The sequence below is a fragment of the Streptomyces sp. NPDC025651 genome (assembly GCF_055558735.1).
Genome location: NZ_JBVHLZ010000006.1, coordinates 60,739 through 76,772, shown reverse-complemented (window position 1 = coordinate 76,772; position 16,034 = coordinate 60,739). Strand labels below are relative to the sequence as shown.

Annotated in this window: 18 protein-coding genes and 1 pseudogene; 11 read left to right on the top strand and 8 right to left on the bottom strand. The window is 72.2% G+C overall.

Features of this window, described 5'->3' with window-relative positions; translation table 11 throughout:
• Window positions 1-144 precede the first annotated feature (144 nt).
• Both ACZ4D5_RS22315 and ACZ4D5_RS22310 read left to right on the top strand, forming a co-directional pair.
• A complete protein-coding gene (locus ACZ4D5_RS22315; protein ID WP_467774125.1) occupies window positions 145-303 on the top strand; it encodes a DUF5993 family protein in 159 nt (52 codons plus the stop codon).
• 16 nt (window positions 304-319) lie between these two features.
• The gene (locus tag ACZ4D5_RS22310; protein WP_467774124.1) at window positions 320-916 is read left to right on the top strand and encodes a disulfide bond formation protein B; all 597 of its coding nucleotides are present in this window, start codon (window positions 320-322) and stop codon (window positions 914-916) included.
• 4 nt (window positions 917-920) lie between these two features.
• Here the strand turns inward: ACZ4D5_RS22310 and ACZ4D5_RS22305 are convergent, their stop codons facing one another.
• On the bottom strand, window positions 921-1,493 hold the full coding sequence (locus tag ACZ4D5_RS22305; protein WP_467774123.1) for a heme-binding beta-barrel domain-containing protein: 573 nt from the start codon (window positions 1,491-1,493) through the stop codon (window positions 921-923).
• Window positions 1,494-2,248: 755 nt separating this feature from the next.
• Window positions 2,249-3,400 (bottom strand): FAD-dependent oxidoreductase, encoded by a 1,152-nt coding sequence (locus tag ACZ4D5_RS22300; protein ID WP_467774122.1) that lies wholly within the window; start codon window positions 3,398-3,400, stop codon window positions 2,249-2,251.
• A 195-nt stretch (window positions 3,401-3,595) separates the two neighbouring features.
• Here ACZ4D5_RS22300 and ACZ4D5_RS22295 point away from each other — a divergent pair, with 195 nt between their 5' ends.
• Together ACZ4D5_RS22295 and ACZ4D5_RS22290 are read left to right on the top strand one after the other, a co-directional pair.
• Window positions 3,596-4,213, top strand: coding sequence for a TetR/AcrR family transcriptional regulator (locus ACZ4D5_RS22295; RefSeq protein WP_467774121.1), 618 nt, complete (start codon window positions 3,596-3,598; stop codon window positions 4,211-4,213).
• Window positions 4,214-4,346: 133 nt separating this feature from the next.
• Window positions 4,347-5,264 carry a Vgb family protein gene (locus tag ACZ4D5_RS22290; protein ID WP_467774120.1) on the top strand — a complete coding sequence of 306 codons (918 nt, stop codon included), beginning with the start codon at window positions 4,347-4,349 and terminating at the stop codon, window positions 5,262-5,264.
• Between the two features lie 21 nt (window positions 5,265-5,285).
• Here ACZ4D5_RS22290 and sigJ read toward each other — a convergent pair whose 3' ends face one another.
• Window positions 5,286-6,218, bottom strand: a complete 933-nt coding sequence (sigJ, locus tag ACZ4D5_RS22285) for an RNA polymerase sigma factor SigJ (protein WP_467774119.1) — start codon at window positions 6,216-6,218, stop codon at window positions 5,286-5,288.
• Window positions 6,219-6,402: 184 nt separating this feature from the next.
• On the opposite strand from sigJ, the gene ACZ4D5_RS22280 reads away from it, so the two are divergent.
• The 3 genes from ACZ4D5_RS22280 to ACZ4D5_RS22270 all read left to right on the top strand — a co-directional run bounded on the left by ACZ4D5_RS22280 (window position 6,403) and on the right by ACZ4D5_RS22270 (window position 9,254).
• A complete protein-coding gene (locus ACZ4D5_RS22280; RefSeq protein WP_467774118.1) occupies window positions 6,403-6,876 on the top strand; it encodes a carboxymuconolactone decarboxylase family protein in 474 nt (157 codons plus the stop codon).
• A 190-nt stretch (window positions 6,877-7,066) separates the two neighbouring features.
• Window positions 7,067-7,612 (top strand): YceI family protein, encoded by a 546-nt coding sequence (locus tag ACZ4D5_RS22275; protein WP_467774117.1) that lies wholly within the window; start codon window positions 7,067-7,069, stop codon window positions 7,610-7,612.
• A 166-nt stretch (window positions 7,613-7,778) separates the two neighbouring features.
• Complete coding sequence (locus ACZ4D5_RS22270) at window positions 7,779-9,254, top strand: cytochrome P450 (protein WP_467774116.1); 1,476 nt, start codon at window positions 7,779-7,781, stop codon at window positions 9,252-9,254.
• Window positions 9,255-9,568: 314 nt separating this feature from the next.
• On the opposite strand, the pseudogene ACZ4D5_RS22265 reads toward ACZ4D5_RS22270, so the two are convergent.
• Window positions 9,569-9,835 (bottom strand): annotated as a pseudogene (locus ACZ4D5_RS22265) (MATE family efflux transporter); the annotation flags it as partial.
• A 33-nt stretch (window positions 9,836-9,868) separates the two neighbouring features.
• Entirely contained in the window at window positions 9,869-10,852 is a 984-nt protein-coding gene (locus ACZ4D5_RS22260; RefSeq protein WP_467774115.1) for an ArsR/SmtB family transcription factor, read from the bottom strand.
• A gap of 175 nt (window positions 10,853-11,027) precedes the next feature.
• Between ACZ4D5_RS22260 and ACZ4D5_RS22255 the strand changes: the two genes are divergently transcribed.
• A complete protein-coding gene (locus ACZ4D5_RS22255; protein WP_467774114.1) occupies window positions 11,028-12,293 on the top strand; it encodes an alpha/beta hydrolase in 1,266 nt (421 codons plus the stop codon).
• A gap of 127 nt (window positions 12,294-12,420) precedes the next feature.
• The gene (locus ACZ4D5_RS22250) at window positions 12,421-12,957 is read left to right on the top strand and encodes a GNAT family N-acetyltransferase (protein WP_467774113.1); all 537 of its coding nucleotides are present in this window, start codon (window positions 12,421-12,423) and stop codon (window positions 12,955-12,957) included.
• Window positions 12,958-13,012: 55 nt separating this feature from the next.
• Here ACZ4D5_RS22250 and ACZ4D5_RS22245 read toward each other — a convergent pair whose 3' ends face one another.
• The 3 genes from ACZ4D5_RS22245 to ACZ4D5_RS22235 all read right to left on the bottom strand — a co-directional run bounded on the left by ACZ4D5_RS22245 (window position 13,013) and on the right by ACZ4D5_RS22235 (window position 14,829).
• Window positions 13,013-13,585 carry a hypothetical protein gene (locus tag ACZ4D5_RS22245; RefSeq protein WP_467774112.1) on the bottom strand — a complete coding sequence of 191 codons (573 nt, stop codon included), beginning with the start codon at window positions 13,583-13,585 and terminating at the stop codon, window positions 13,013-13,015.
• A gap of 63 nt (window positions 13,586-13,648) precedes the next feature.
• Complete coding sequence (locus tag ACZ4D5_RS22240; RefSeq protein ID WP_467774111.1) at window positions 13,649-14,242, bottom strand: TIGR03086 family metal-binding protein; 594 nt, start codon at window positions 14,240-14,242, stop codon at window positions 13,649-13,651.
• Between the two features lie 362 nt (window positions 14,243-14,604).
• Window positions 14,605-14,829, bottom strand: coding sequence for a hypothetical protein (locus ACZ4D5_RS22235; protein ID WP_467774110.1), 225 nt, complete (start codon window positions 14,827-14,829; stop codon window positions 14,605-14,607).
• Between the two features lie 64 nt (window positions 14,830-14,893).
• On the opposite strand from ACZ4D5_RS22235, the gene ACZ4D5_RS22230 reads away from it, so the two are divergent.
• Window positions 14,894-15,307, top strand: a complete 414-nt coding sequence (locus ACZ4D5_RS22230) for a hypothetical protein (RefSeq protein ID WP_467774109.1) — start codon at window positions 14,894-14,896, stop codon at window positions 15,305-15,307.
• Window positions 15,304-15,972, top strand: coding sequence for an RES family NAD+ phosphorylase (locus ACZ4D5_RS22225; protein WP_467774108.1), 669 nt, complete (start codon window positions 15,304-15,306; stop codon window positions 15,970-15,972). Before ACZ4D5_RS22230 ends, ACZ4D5_RS22225 begins: the two co-directional genes overlap by 4 nt.
• The last annotated feature ends 62 nt before the right edge of the window (window positions 15,973-16,034 follow it).

The following is a 16,034-nucleotide window of genomic DNA, read 5'->3' as shown; positions in this document are numbered from 1 at the left end:
GTCTTTCGATATCCGTCCCTCGACCGAAAGACGAGACAGGCAGGGCGTCTGTGACGTGGCGCGTGTTGCCCCGGCGGAGTGACCGGCCGTGCGGGGCACGCGAGCCGCTCCGGCGGGGTCCGGGGGCGGTCCTAGCCTGCCGCCGTGGACACCCTGATCTTCCTCCTCATCCTCGCCGCACTCTGGGCCGTGGCCCGGGACAAGCCCCGCCGATGGGCCATCGGCCTGATGCTGGCCTCCACCGTCGCCGCCCTCCTGATGTTCAACCACCACGTGACCGACTCGCTCGGCTACTACTACTGACCGGGAGCGTCACGCCATGAGCACTCCTGCGACCACACCCGCGCCCGCGACCCTCGGCAACCGCGTCGGTTTCCTCCTCGCGCACGCCTTCGTCCTCGCGTACTGCGCGATCCTGCTCACCAGCCTCGGCTTCCAGGTCTTCGCCGGGGACATGCCGTGCCCCCTGTGCGTGGTCCAGCGGATGGCGATGCTGCTGTGCGCCGGGGGAGCCGCGTACGTCATCGTCCGCTCCCGTTCCGGAGAGATCGGCGCGGCCGACTACATGGCGGGCTACGGCCTGGCCACCGTCGGCGCCGTCGCCGGCATGGTGATGTCCGCGCGCCAGGTCATGCTGCACCTCACGCACCCCGACGGCTACGGGCCCGCGGTGCTCGGACTGCACATGTACACCTGGGCGTTGGTGACCTTCCTCGTCGTCATCGTCTTCTGCGCGCTGAGCTTCGTCTTCGCACCGGTCCTCATGCCGAAGGGCGTCACGTACGGCATCGCGTCCAAGGCGGTGGTGTGGCTGCTGCTGGCCATCGCCGCCGTCATCACCGTGCTGACCTTCGCCGAAGAGGGCTTCAACCTCACCCTCCCCGACGATCCGCTGCGGTACGAACTGTTCGCCTGAGCGCCTATGAGTCCTGCGCGGGCTGTGCGTCCCGCGCGTCGCGCCGCAGGTGCGCGGTGAGGTGGTGCTGCAGGGGCTGGCCGACGGCGGCGAGCCGGTGCTCGAAGGTGAGGGCGCCGTCGTCGGTCAGGGTGTAGAGGCGGCGGGTGGCGTCGACCGTCTTGGCGGTCGGGGTGAGGGCCACCTGCTCGGTGGGGAGGTCGACGGTGCCATCGGCGGCGTGACCGACGGCGATCTCGGTGATGCCGGTGGGCTGGGTGATCAGCGCCTCCACCCGCCCGTCGGGCTGAAGGCGCCACCAGCCGCTCTCACGGGCCGAGGGGCGCAGGGGGGTTCCGTCGGCGTCGAGCAGCCAGGCACGGGCCTCGTAGTGCAGGAAGGGCCGCCCGTCATGGGTGAAGGTGACCTCCTGCTCGTACGTGAAGTCGGCCTCGATGGTGGGGTATTCGCCGCGTCCTGTGCCGCGCCAGGTCCCGAGCAGACCGAGCACGGGGCCGAGGAGCGCGTGCGGCGCGGGCGCCTGGTCCGGCCGGTGGCTGTCGGGGAAGGGGTACTGCTGCGGTGCGGGGCTGGACACGGTGTGCGCTCCTGGGTCGGGATGGGGCGGGTGCCGGCACCCGTGCGGACACGGGTGCCGGACGGAAGCCTAGGCCGCCGTCCCCTCCGTCCGACTCCTCAGCGGCCACCGACATCACCGCTGGCCGTCATCGGTTCCTGGGCCCGCCTCGGCGCCGTGGGACCTGTGCGGGGCGGCGCAACGGCGTGAAGGCTCGCCTCACTGGACCTGCGGCGCGTTCGCTGGAACCCGCCGGTTCCCGAGGTCGCCATGGTCTCGGGCCGTGACGACGACTTACATCCTGCCGGGCGCGGGCTGCTCCTCGTCCCCTCGGTCCTCGGGGCCGGAGCACCCGCGACCGACGCCGACGCGACGCCGCAGCCCGTGATGACGTGTCCCGTGCGGATCGCTCACCTCGCCGTGGAGCAGCCCGTGCTCATCCCGCTGACGCAGTCGAGCCCGCCCCCGAGTGACGTTGCGCCGGCAGCGCTCCTGGGCCGCACCCGGGCCGCCGTGTTCACCGCCATCGCCGAACACCCCGGCTGCTCCACCAAGGAACTCGCCGCCCACGCAGGCATCACAGCCCCGAGCGCCGGCGCACCGCAACACCGCACTGCACACCCTGACCCAGCTCGGGACCGCCCTCCTCGGTACCGCACCCGGCAGACCGCTCAGGTCCGAAGAACCGACGCCCACCGGACAGGGCTCGACTCACTGGCGCGGCGACCGCCGGCGACCGCCCCGGAAGCAGGCACACCGCAGGGCGAGACGCCCGGTCAGTGACGCGCGGTCATGTGGGCGAGGGTCTCCGCGGCGCTGTCGGGGGAGAAGGCGTCGGCGAGGCCTTCGGCGGCACCCCTGGCGGCTTCGGCGGAGCGGGGGAGCAGGATCTTCTCGTACTCCGTGATCGCCTGGTCGATCGTGGCGTTGGTGATGAGGGCCCGGGCCAGATCGGCGCCGTCCAGCATGGCGAGGTTGGCGCCCATTCCCGAGATGGGGGACATGAGGTGGGCGGCGTCGCCGAGGAGGGTGACGCCGGGGGTGTGGGGCCAGGTGTGGGGGACGGGCAGGGCGTACAACGGGCGGTTGGTGTACCCCCTGTCGGAGTCGGTGATCAGCGCGAGGAGCTCCGCGCTCCAGCCGGTGAACCGGGCCAGCAGGGCGTCGCGTACCGCGGCGGTGTCGGTGAGGTCGAGGGCGGCCCGGCGGTGCCAGTCCTCGTCGACGCGCATGCCCACGTAGATCCGGATGTGTCCGCCGCCGTTGCGCTGGGCGACGAAGCCCTGGTTGTCGTCGAGCGCCATCATCGTGCCGTCGCCGGTGAGTCGGGCGAGGCGCGGATGGCGGATGTCGGCGTCGTCCAGGCCGGTCTCGACGAACGTGACGCCGGTGTAGGCGGGCACCGCGTCGGACAGCAGGGGGCGGACCCTGGACCAGGCGCCGTCGGCTCCGACGACGAGGTCGGCTTCGGCCGCCGTGCCGTCGGCGAAGTGCAGGCGGTGCGTGCCGGGGGCGAGAGGCTCCACGCGGGTCAGTCTGCTGCCCCACCGCACGGTGCCGGGTGCGAGGGAGTCCAGGAGCAGGTCACGGAGTCGGCCCCGGTCGATCTCGGGGGTGCCCTCGGTGGCGTCGGACTCGGGCGGGGCGGCGTCGAACAGGGTCCGGCCGTCGCGGCCGAGCAGGCGTATCTGCTGGCCCTCGGGGCGGGACAGGGCGAGGAAGTCCTCCAGCAACCCGGCGGCGCGCAGGGCGGATTGGCCGGAGCCGGGGTGCATGTCGAGGGTGCCGCCCTGGTCGCGTGCGGCGCGCGAGGCGTCCGTGTCGTGGACGGTGACGGGGATGCCGTGCCGCTGCAGGACGCGGGCGCAGGTCAGGCCGCCGGGTCCGGCGCCGACGACGGCGATGCGGGGTGCGGTGGTGGCGTTCATGGTGATGCTCCGTATGTGTGCGCACAACGGTGGTGTACCGGCGTGGTGTTGGGGTGTGGAGGAAAGGGGCGGCTCGACGAGGAGCGGGTGGGGCCGGACGTGCTCACGGCCGCCGGTCCAGAAGAGCACACCAGCTCAATAAGTGCAACGACTAAACTTTTGAAGTTGGGCAACCCAAGGGGTACGCTCCTGGGCATGACCGCATCCGACAGCGGCGCCGGCGCCCCGTCGGCGCCGACGGGGCGCCGTGAGCGCAAGAAGGCCGCCACCCGCCGGGCCATCGCCGACGCGGCGCTGCGCCTTTTCCTGGAGCGTGGGTACGACGACGTGGGCATCCGCGAGATCGCGGACGCGGCGGACGTCTCCACCACCACGCTGTTCAAGCACTTCCCGGTCAAGGAAGCCCTCGTCTTCGACGAGGACGACGATGACGAGGCCCGTCTGCTCGCCGCCGTGCGCGAGCGGCCCGAAGGGCGGTCGGTGCCCGCGGCCCTGCGCGAGCACGCGCTCCGCCACCGCATGGCGGCCGCGGACGGCGACCCCCGCTTCACCGCCTTCTTCGACCTGGTGAACACCACCCCGGCCCTGCGCGACTACATGCAGGGCATGTGGCTGCGCCACGCCTCGGCCCTGGCCTTGGCCATCGCAGAGGAGAGCGGCCTGCCCGCGGACGATCCCGCCTGCGCCGCGCTCGCCCACTTCGCGCTCGAGGCCCCGCGCGCCGCCGCCGGTCACGACGACCCCCGCCAGGCCGTCACGCGCGCCTTCGACCTGCTGGAGCACGGCTGGAACTCCCTGGGGGAGACCTCCTAGGAGTCCGGCATCGAGGCCCGGCATCGGCCCCGGTCCCACGGTCGTTCACCCGCTGACGGGCATGCGCCGGCCGTGATCCCGGGTGATCCGACCACAGGTGTCTCCCCTTGTCTCGACCTACCCGTTCACCACGATGAGTGAGGCGATCCGCATGTCCCAGGTGTCCATCGACGAGTACGCCGTGTCCGACGGCAAGGCCGGTCCGTACGCCCTGACCACCGGCCCGGACGGCGCCCTGTGGTTCACGCTCGTCCACGGCGGCCGGATCGGCAGGCTGGTGCCGGGCGGTGAGGCGACGAGTCATGCGCTCGAACCCGGCAGCGGGCCGACCGTGATCGTCCCCGGACCCGACGGCGCCCTGTGGTTCACCGAGTACCAGGCGCACCGGATCGGCCGGATCACCACCGACGGCGTCGTCGAGGAGTTCGCGCCGCCGACCCCCGACTGCGGGCCGTTCGGCATCGCGGAAGGGCCGGACGGCGCGCTCTGGTTCACCGAGACCACCGCCGACCGCATCGGCCGCATCACCCCTGACGGTGCCGTCACGGAGTTCGCGCTGCCGGTCACGGGCGGCTTCCCCTCCGCGATCACCGCCGGGGCCGACGGCGCCATGTGGTTCACCCTCAACCAGGCGAACGCCATCGGGCGCATCGGCATGGACGGCGCGGTCACCCTCCACCCGCTGCCGACGGAGAACGCCGCGCCGGTGGGCATCGCCGCGGCCCGCGACGGTGCCCTGTGGTTCGTCGAGATCGCCGCGGGACAGATCGGCCGGATCACGCCCGAAGGGCGGATCACCGAGTTCCCGCTGCCGGATCGCGCCGCCCGCCCGCACGCCGTCACCGTGGACGACGCCGGTACGGCGTGGTTCACCGAGTGGGGCGCGAACCGCGTCGGATCCATCACTCCCGACGGCTCCATCGCCGAACACGACCTGCCCACCCCCGACTCGGAGCCGCACGGCATCGCCCTCGGCCCCGACGGCGCGCTGTGGACCGCGCTGGAGATCGGCGCACTCGCCCGCGTCTCCCCGGTGCGGAGCGCCGGTTGAGCCTGTCACCGGGGGCGCGTGTCAGCGCTCCCGCCAAGGCCCCAGCTTCTCGGGGTTCCGTACGGCCCAGCAGCGCGTGATCCGGTCGTCCGCGATGTCGAACGCCATGACCGTCACGGTGACGTCGTTCTGCTGGACGACCAGGCCGGGCTGGCCGTTGACCGTGCGCTCCAGGACCGTCAGGCCGGGGGCCATGCCGAGGATGCCGACCAGGTGCCGCGCGATCTCCTCGCTGCCCGCGGCGGCGGCCGCGGCATCGACCAGGCCGCCGGTGTCGGCGACGCCCGTGGCGTTCGGGTCGAGGAGGCCGATGAGGGCCTCGATGTCCTTCGCCTCCCAGGCCTGCTTGAAGTCCCTGACGATGGCGGCGCGCCGGTCCGACGGAGTCGGCGAACCGGGCGAGGCGCGGATGCGGCGGCGGGCCGAGGACGCCAGCTGACGGCATGCCGCCGGGGTCCGGCCCACGATGTCGGCCACCTCCGCGAAGGAGTAGCGGAAGACGTCGTGCAGGACGAACGCCACGCGCTCGGCGGGCGTCATCGATTCGAGCACGACGAGGAACGCCATGTTGATCGACTCGTCGAGCGTGACACGGTCGGCAGGGTCGGCCGTACTGCCGCTCGGCCGCACGTCGATCCACTCCGTCCGTTCCGGCAGCGGCTCCGGGATCCATTCGCCCACGTAGTTCTCGCGCCGGACCCGGGCCGAGCGGAGCTGGTCCAGGCAGATGCGGCCGGCGACCTTCATCAGCCAGCCGCCGGGCGAGTCGACGGCCGCCTGCTGCTTCGCCGACATCGCGTACCAGCGCGTGTAGGCCTCCTGTACGACGTCCTCGGCATCGGCCACGGAGCCGAGGAGCCGGTAGGCGAGATTGAGGAGCTGCCGCCGCTCGCTCATGATCGCGTCGAGCCCCGGATCGAGCGGGCTCTCCCCTGGCTCGGTCGGTGTCCTCATGGTGTCGCTGCTCCCTCGGCCGGATCTGTCGTCACGCGTACGACGGGACGTCACTCGTACGACGAGACAGCCCCGCGAAATGTGAGGCGACGTGCAGACCTCACATTCTCCGGGGCTGTCCCGTCGTACTGCTGGGACGAACGCGGTCCCGTACGAGTACGACCAGTACGTAGAGGAGATCACTATGGAAGCCCGTTTCGACTTCATGGCCAACCCGGTCGGCGCCAAGGCCATGAAGCACCTCGTCTCGGTGAGCAGGCCGGTCCTGGAGTCGACGCTGCCGGGACCGACGCAGCAGCTGGTCGTGTTGCGGGCCAGCCAGATCAACGGCTGCGGCTACTGCGTCGACATGCACACCAAGGACGCCGCACACGAGGGGGAGACCGCTCAGCGTCTGCACCTGGTCGCCACCTGGCGGGAGGCCACGGTGTTCACGGACGCCGAGCGGGCCGCGCTCGAACTGGCCGAGCAGGGCACCCGCATCGCCGACGCGGCCGGCGGCGTCCCGGACGAGGTGTGGGCGAACGCGGCCAAGCACTACGACGAGGACCAGCTCGCCGCCCTGGTGTCGACCATCGCCCTCATCAACGCGCTCAACCGCATCAACGTCATCGTCCAGAAGCCCGCGGGCGACTACCAGCCCGGCCAGTTCGGCTGAGCAGGGGCCCCGGAACGGGGCGTGACCGAAGCGGTGTCGGCCGGGCCCCGGTACCGGGGTTCGGGGCCCGGCCGACGCAGCCGCGGATCTTCAGGGCTGCTTCTTGAGCGCCGCTGCTCCAGCGCCGCTCCTTCAGCGCTTCTTCTTCAGCGCTTCTCCTTCGTCGTTTTCCTTCCAGGAGTGACCAGGTATGACCACCATGATCAAGCTCGGTGAACTGACGGGCGACTACGTCATCGACACCGCCCGCACCCGGATCGGGCTCGTCGCCCGGCACACGATGGGCACCAAAGTGTCCGGTCGGTTCGACGAGTTCGAGGGCGGCGCGCACCTGGACGGCGACGACCCGTCGAAGTCGGGCGCGCTGATCACTCTCCGGACGGCGAGCATCCGCACCGGCAACCCGCAGCGCGACGGCATGCTGCGCGAGAAGTTCCTTGACGCGGACAACCACCCCGCCCTCACCTTCGCCACGGCCGCGGTGGAACAGGTCGACGGGACCTCCTTCAAGGTCACCGGTGACCTGACCGTCCGCGGGGTGAGCAGACCGATCACGGTGGACGTCGAGTTGACCTGTGCGGAGGAGGACCCGCAGGGTGAGCCGCGAGTGGAGTTCAGGGGCGGCGCCACGATCAACCGCAGGGACTGGCACGTCAACTGGAACGCCGCGACCGCGCTCATGGTCGGCCCCGAGGTGAGGCTGGACCTCGACGTCGCCTTGATCCGCAAGCCCTGACGGCGACGAGTGGAGTTCCGCTTCGGCCCGACAGGGCTGAAGGGGCCAATGCTGCGGGATTCCGGAACAGTGTGACGCACCGATCATCGAACGACGGATACGTGATCATGGACATGGGCATGCATCGGGCGCTGACGATCATCGATCAAGGAGTACGACGCCCGACATGTCTGCCGCCCCCGCCCCCGTCGCGCCCTCTTCCGGCCCCGTCCTGACCCCTGACGCGCCGGGCGCCCTCCCGCTGCTCGGCCACGCCCTCCAACTGAAGCAGCGGCCCCTGGAGTTCATGGACTCGCTGCGCGCGCACGGCCCCGTGGTGCGCATACGGCTGGCCCGCACCTCGGCCTATGTGGTGACCGACCCGGCGCTGACGAAAGAGGTGCTGGTCACCGAGGCGGCGAGCTTCGCCAAGGGCGGGCGGATCATCGACGCACTCCGCGTCTTCTTCGGCGACGGCCTCGCGACGGTCGCCGACGGCGACGTTCACATGAAGAACCGCCGCCTGATGCAGCCCATGTTCAACCGCGCCCACATCGCCACCCGGGGCGACACCATGATCGAGCAGGTGCGGGGGCTCGTCGACGGCTGGGCCAAGGGCGTCCCCCGGGACACGCTCGCCGACATGACGGAGCTGACTCTCGCGGCCTTCCTCGGCGCGCTGTTCGGCTCGGACCTGCCCGCCCATCTGCAACGCGAGTTCATCGCGCTCATGCCGCCCATCATGAGGGGAACCATCCGGCAGACCATCCTGCCGGGCTGGATCAACGGGCTTCCGCTGCCGGCCAACCGCGCCCACGCCGAACGCGTCGCGCGCCTGCGGCGCCTCATCGACCAGGCCATCGACCACCGCGGTGCGGCGCTGGCCGAGCGGCCGACGGATCCTCGGGGCGACGCGGCCCCCGAACCCCGATGCCCGCACGCGGAGCCGAGGGATACCGGCCGCGCGGAGACCGGCTCCACGGAGACCGGCTCCACGGACAGCGACTCCACGGACACCGGGCTCTTCGACACGCTCCTCACGGCCCCCGAGCCCCTCTCCCGCCGCCAGCTCCAGGACGAGGCCATCACCCTGCTCACCGGCGCCATCGAGACCACCGGCACCACCCTGGCGTGGGCCCTGTACGAGATCGACAGGAACCCGGAGATCAGGCAGCGCCTGCAGGACGAGCTCGCGACGGTCTGCGGCGGCGAAGGGCCCGTCCGCTACGACCACCTGGACCGCCTCACCTACACCCGCGCGATCCTGCAGGAGACGATGCGCCAGTACGGACCGGCCTGGCTGGTCACCCGGACGGCGACCCGGACCGTCACCCTCGGCGGGCACCGCATCCCCGAGGGCGCGGACGTCGTCTACAGCCCCTATCTCCACCAGCACGACCCGGCGGTCTTCCCCGACCCGGACCGCTTCGACCCCGACCGCTGGACCGAACGGCCCGACGCTGCCACGCGCGGCTCGTTCCTGGCCTTCGGCGCGGGGCGGCGCAACTGCATCGGCGAGGCCTTCGCCTGGACCGAGCTCCTCGTCATCCTGGCCACGGTCAGCCGGAGTTGGCCCCGGCTCACCCTCGCTCCCGGTTCCGCGCCCCGGCCCCTGGCGGTCGTGACCGTGAAGCCGGACGACCTGTCGATGATCCCCGGCTGACGAGCCCGCCGCCCGCCACGCCGTCGTCCGGGCCCCGCACGCCGGTACATCTCCGCGACGCCGCGCACTGCGGTGCCATGGAAGCCGCCATGGCACCGCAGATGCCCGGCAGCCCCGATCCCGACAGGGCGTACGCGAGGCCGAGTCGGACCAGTACCCCGCACGCCGTGACGCGGGCGAGAGCGGGGCGGCCGCCGCTGCCCTCGAACACCCCGCCCCGCGCGATGAAGCAGGAGAGGAGCACCAAGTAGGGCCCCAGGCAGCCGCAGGCAGAGCGCCCCCGTTGCGGCGACCTCGCCTCCGCCGTCGAAGGCCCGCATGACCCACGGCCCGGTGGTGAGCAGGGGCAGCGCGGCCGCGAGCCCCAACGCCCTGGCGAGGAGCAGGGCTTGGCGCCCGACGGTCCGCCGCTTGTCCCGCCCGGTGCCGAGCAGATGGGCGGTGTGGATGGCCGCGGCCTGCCGTAGGGAGGAGAAGGCCATGGTCGCGACGTACGTGGCCTTCGTCGCGATCCCGTACGCGGCGACCTCGTCCACGCCGATCCGGGCGACGACGGCGACGAGCGTGAGCGAACCCGCCATCCACGCGACGAAGTCGGCCACCTTGCGCTCCGCTCAACCGCTCGCGCGCCGCTCCGCCCCATGCCGCTGAATCAACAGGCTCCCCAGAGCGGTGCGCTGGTGCAGGACCGACCGGCCCGCGCGGACCGTGGTGATCAGGCCCGCACCGCGCAGCATGGTGGCGTGGGCCGAGGCCGTGGCGTTGCTGATGCCGAGGCGCCGGGCCAGTTCGCTGGTGGTGTGCTCCCGCGAGAGCCGGAGGAGGATGTCCAGCCGGGTCCGCCCGAGCACACCGGCCAGCGCGTCGTCCGTGCCGTCCGCACCGGTCGGCGCGAGCGGCAGGCCCGGACTCGCCGAGTAGGTCACGACCAGGGGGTGGTCGGGCAGGTCGGCGACGAGGGGACGGCCCGTCCAGTGGAAGGTGGGCAGGAGCAGCAGACCACGGCCGTGCAGGGCGATGTCCCGCTCCGGCCCTTCCCACTCCCAGACGTCCTCGTCCACTCGGGAGCCGGGGACGAGTGCGGCGAGCGCGGCGCCGATGCCCTGTTCGGCCACCGTCAGGGCATGGCGGGTGAACTCCCTCTGGTGCAGGTCCTGTACCGAATCCCACACGGGGCGTACGACGGTCTCGAAGGCCGCGTGCTGGGCGCGGCGCACGACCTGCCAGGCCGTGGCGTCGCCCTGGTGCAGGTCGCGGATCCACGGCGGTGGCGGGGCCGCCTGTGCGGCGTAGACGCGCTCGAGTTCGGAGCGGACCAGGTCCGGGTGCGCGGCGCGGACGGCGTCCAGCCCCTCCTTGAGCGTGTCGCTGAACACGTCGATGAAGCTGGGGGCTTGTGCCGCGGGGACCAGGTCACTCAGGGGAGCGACGGCGCCCGGAAGGGAGCGGAGCACCCGCAGCCTCCACCGGTCGAAGAGCAGGCCGTGGTCGGGACGGCTCATCATCAGCAGGGCCGTGTTGAGTTCCTGCAGCGGCGCGGGCCGGGGCGCGAACCGCACCCGCGCGAAGTCGCCGGCCGTGAGGTGGATCCGGATCACTGCGCTCCCTGACCGTGCCGCGCCAACGTTTCGGCCAGGCCCTAAAGCCTCGCCCGCGGCCTGCGCCGGACGTCAGCATTCAGGACATGCCCCCTGCGTCCATTGATTCAGGCGGGCGGCAGCCGACACAAGGACCGGCGTCACAGAGGCAGAGACAGAGGCAGAGGAGACCACCATGTCAGCTACCTTCCGCAGGGAGAGCGGTCCAAGGGAGAACGGCCCAGGGGACGCGGGCGCCCTCGGCGTGACGCGACGGGCCGTCACCATCTCGGGTGCGCTGGCCGCCGCGAAGGTGCTCGCGGGCGGCAGCGGTACCGCACGGGCACAGCCGCGGGCGGGCGTCTCCGGCGACTTCTCACCGCGACTGCCCGCGCCGACCGGTCCGCACCGGATCGGTGTGACCACCCTGCACCTGGTCGACCGGCGCAGAAGCGACCCGTGGGACGGCGCCCTCCCCGCCCGGGAGGTGATGGTCTCCGTGTTCTACCCCGCCCGCACCGTTCGCGGTTGTCCGCGCGCACCGCAGATGACCGCCGTCGCGGCGCGGAAGTTCACGGAGTTCGACCCCCTCTACCTGCACCCGGAGCTGCCGAAGAGCGGAGTGGACTGGGCGGCCACGGCGACCCACTCCCACACCGGCGCGCCCGCACAGCCCGTCCGGCGGCCGGTCCTGCTCTACACCCCCGGAGGATGCGATCCGCGCACCCTCGACACCGGGCTCGCCGAGGAACTGGCCAGCCGCGGCTTCGTGGTGGTGACCATCGACCATCCCGGCGAACCCAGTGCGGTGGAGTTCCCCGACGGCCGCGTACGGGAGTACGAACTGCCCGGCACCCCCAGGGATCCGCAGGTCTTCCGCACGATGATCGACACCCGGCTCGCGGACACACGCTTCGTACTGGACGAGTTGACGGCACTGGCGGCCGGCCGCAACCCGGACGCGGCGGCACGCCCCCTGCCCGAGGGCCTCGGCCGCGCCCCGGACCTGCGGAGGGTGGGCGTGTACGGCCACTCGGCGGGAGGCACGGCCGCGGCCCAGGCCCTGTACGAGGATCGGCGCGTCGACGCGGCGGTCGATCTGGAGGGCTATCTGGACTACCCGCCCGACAGCCCGGGGGAGGAAGGCGAACTGCTCCCGGTCGCCCGGCACGGCGTCGACCGGCCGCTGCTGCTGCTCGGGACCGACGGCTTCCGCGACGCACGCTTCGAGCGTTCCTGGTCGGCGATGCTCGCCCACCCGGGAGGACGCACCCGCCGACGCCGGATCGACGACGCCACGCACTGGGTGTTCACCGACTACGCCGCCATGGCACCCCAGTTGCAGGACGCCGGGCTGATGACCGCCGACGACCGGGTCAAGCTGGTCGGCGCGATCGACCCGGCACGCTCGGTGCCGGAAGTGCGCCACCACGTGGGCGCGTTCTTCGCTTCTCGGGTGTGAACGCCTTCGAGAACCTTCAGAACATTCGGGAACCTTCGGGCACCTTCAGGAGGATGAGCGGGGACCTGACGCTCGCCAGGAGGCGTACAAGTAGGGGAACGTGAGCCTCAAGTTCTAGGCTGCTGCGATGAACGACATCTCCAGCCCCATCCGGATCAGGCCGGGCAGCCCTCAGGACGCGCCCGCCGTGTTGAACATGCTCGACTCGGCGGTCGCCTGGATGAACGCCCGCGGCAACACCGAGCAGTGGGGCACGACACCGTTCTCGCTGAAGCCGGAGCGGGTGGAGCGGGTGGAGCGGTATACGACCGAGAACACCCCGTACATCGCGGAGTTGGAAGGGACGCCCGTCGGTGCCATGGTTCTCGACGACGGTCCGAGCCCGCAGATGCCGATCGCCGAGGCCGAGGAACCCGAGCGGTATGTGCGGCTGCTGGTCTCCGAGCGGACGTACGCGGGTCTGGGCATCGGAGCCGCGCTGCTGGCCCATGCCGTCGAGGAGACCCGGCGGGCCGGTGTGGAACTGCTGCGCGTCGACTGCTGGGCGGGCGGCGGGGGCGAACTGGTCGCGTTCTACGAGCGCAACGGCTTCGTCCCCACCGACCGCTTCGTCGAGGACGGATGGCCGGGGCAGGTCCTGGCCCGGCGAGTGACCGCCTCCTAGCGCGTCGAGAGGGCGACCGGCTCGCCGAGAGGCCACCAGCTCATCGTGAGGCCGATCAGCTCATCGCCAGGTCGAGGACGCGCTGGGCCAGGTCGGGGTAGGTCAGGCCCGCCCAGGACGCCGCGAGCGGCAACAGGCTCGTGGCCGTCAGACCCGGCAGCGCGTTCACCTCGACGACCGGCAGTCCCGCCGCGCCGAGTACCGCCTGGGTCCGCCCCCTGTGCCTGGCCGCCGCGCACGGCGCGCTGCCCGCCCCGGTGAACGGGATGCCCGCCATCTCAAGGAGCGCCTGGACGTGCCCGTCCTCGCCCCAGCCTCCGTGCAGGGCGAGGAAGACGACCTCGGCGTCGCGCAGGTGGTCGAGGACCGGGCCGCCGGTCAGGGCCGCGTGCATGCGCCGCCGCCACTGCTGCCGATCGGCGAGGGGCGGAGGTTCCTTCGCGACGCCGAGCGCCTCGACCGTGTCGGCGGGGCGCAGCGGTCCGGCGAGGACCGGCACCGCCGCGGCGGGATCGACCAGCACCACCTCGTGGCCACGCTCCAGCAGGGCCTGGGCGACCGACCGCCCCGAGGCCAGCGACACGTCCCGCTCGGAGCTCTCTCCACCACACAGGATCACCACACGCATGGCGGAGATTCTTCCGCATGGCCTGCGGGCGTATCGCGGGGGCGGCCCGAGCGGATCGGTCCGTCAGGCCGCGGCGGGTACCTCGCGGCCCAGCCAGGCGGCCAACCGCCCGTACGCGTCCGCTCCTTCGGGGGCGGGCCGGACCGGCTCGAAGGGGCGGCCGTCACGCCGCTCCGCCGCGATGGCCCGGCGCGCGAACTCCAGGGAGAACTCGGCGGGCTCCGAGGCGAGTTCGACCGTGCTGCCGATGGCGGCCCGCAAGTCCCAGGTGTGCGCGGCGATTTCCATGACGACGGCGCTGAGCGCGCCGCGCAGGGGCATCTTCGCGAACCCGAGATCGACCACGCGCTCCAGCGCGGGATCGTCGAGTCCCTCCCCGACGGCGACGAGACGCTCCGCGGCCGTGGCGTAGGCCGCCGCCCAGTCCCCGTCCGCGACCTCGCCCGCATCGCGCGTCGCCTGCTCCAGGGAGCCCCCTTCGGCGATGACCGCGTAGGCGAGGGTGTTTCCCAGCACGTGGCCGATCAGGGCACGCACGTCGAACTCGCTGCAGGGCGTGGGGTCGCCGAGCCGCTGGGGCTCGACGGAGGCGACGAGCGCGGTGAACTGCCCGGCGGTGCGGCGCAGCAGGGAGCGGGGATCTTCGGTGGTGGTCATGTGGGGTGGCTCCTCGTTCGTTCGTTCAACCGGTGGTTCAGCGGTTCCGCGATGCGTGGCCCGCGCTTCTGGAGAGAGCATCACGCCATAACTTGACACCTGCCGTCAGCTTTTCGTGAAGCGCCGCAGAACTCGGCCGTGAGTGCCGACGCCGCCGGTCCTGCGTGAGTGGCGACGCCGACGCTCCCGCAGGGCGAGCTGGGTGTGTCCCGGGCGGATTCCGGGCGTTGACCGGATTCCTTCTCCCTTCGGCCTCTCCACTGCCTGATGGAGCGTCATCATGGGCTCATGCAGGTGTAGTTGGTTCCTGCGTGGCTCGTGAAGGCCCGAGGGGGATGCGTGGGCGCATTCATCCACCAGGGTCATCCCGGCCCGGGCAAGGAGGCGGTGTGAATCTCGAGGAGAGGCTCCTCGACCTGGTCGGCGAGCACCGCGAGAGCATCCGCGAAAGCCTCGACGACGCACAGCACGAGCTGCTGGTCGCCCGGGTGCGGGCCCTCGCCGAGACACCACAGGACGACAACAGGGCCGTACGCAAGGCCTTTCAGGGCCTGCGGCTCGCGCTGCTCCCGCTGCCCTTCGGTCATCCGGTGCGGCTCGCCCTCGACTCCGACCGGCTGGCGGGGGGGGGCGCCGGTCGGGCCGCCCGCGGTGACGGAGGCGCGCGAACTCCTTGCCCGCCTCGCGGAGCCGCCGCCCTCCCTCGACGACTGGAAGGTCATCGTCACCTCGGCACGGCGCAGGCTGCTCACGGCCCCCTCCCTCTCGCAGGGCGAGGCGCGCGCCCGCTGCGGAGAGCCCGTCCCGTCCGAGCCGATCCGCCTGTCGGACCCCGAACGCGGCCCGCGCTACCCCGACTTTCAGTTCGTCCGCGACGGCGGCCCGTACGCCGTCGTCATCGAGGTCAACCGTCTCCTCCTCGCCGACATCGACCCCTGGGGCGCCGCCGGATGGTGGCTCACCGGCAACACCTGGCTCGGCGGCCCACCCGCCTCCTTCCTGGGCCTGCTCCCGGACGAGCGGCTGTCCGGTGCCGCCCGCGCACTGGTGGAGGGGGGCGGATGACCGGGACCGTGTCGCCTTCCTCGTACGAGACGACGCCGCGCCGCAGGACGCTCCCGGCGGGTGCGCGGCTGTGGCGGACGCACAAGGCCAAGCGGCGGCCCGACCGGTCCGACCCGGCGTCCGCGGACCCGCACTTCGACGGCAGCCGCTTCGACGGCACGTCCTACGACCCGTATCCGTACCTGTACGTCGCCGACGACCCGGCCACCGCGCTCGCCGAAACGCTGCTGCGCTCCCTGGAGTTCGACGTGGCGACCGGGATGCGCCTGATCCCCTACGCCGCGGTGAAGGACAAGTCGCTGAGCCTGCTGCGGACGCGCTGCGAGCTGACTCTGGTCTCCCTCACCACCGAGGCCGACCTCGCAGCCGTCTGCCAGGACTCCTGGCTCCTTGAGGCGGAGGGGGACCGCTACGCGAAGACCCGCCGCTGGGCCGGCGAGATCCGCGTACAGGCCCCCGACACCGCGGGCCTCATCTGGCAGTCCCGGCGCAACCGGCCACGCCTCGCCCCGGTGCTCCTCGGTGACCGCTGCGCGGACGACGCCTTGGTGGAGGAGCGCGCGGGCGGCATCGCGGACCTGGGCTCACCGGCCGGCGTCGCCGAGGCCAACCGGCTGCTCGCGGCCCTGAGGGAGGCGATCGTCCCGCCGGAAACGGGGGCCTGAGCCCCCGGCCGCACTCCACCGGCGCTCGGCGGTGCGGAAGCGGCCCGGGCGGAATGCGGTTG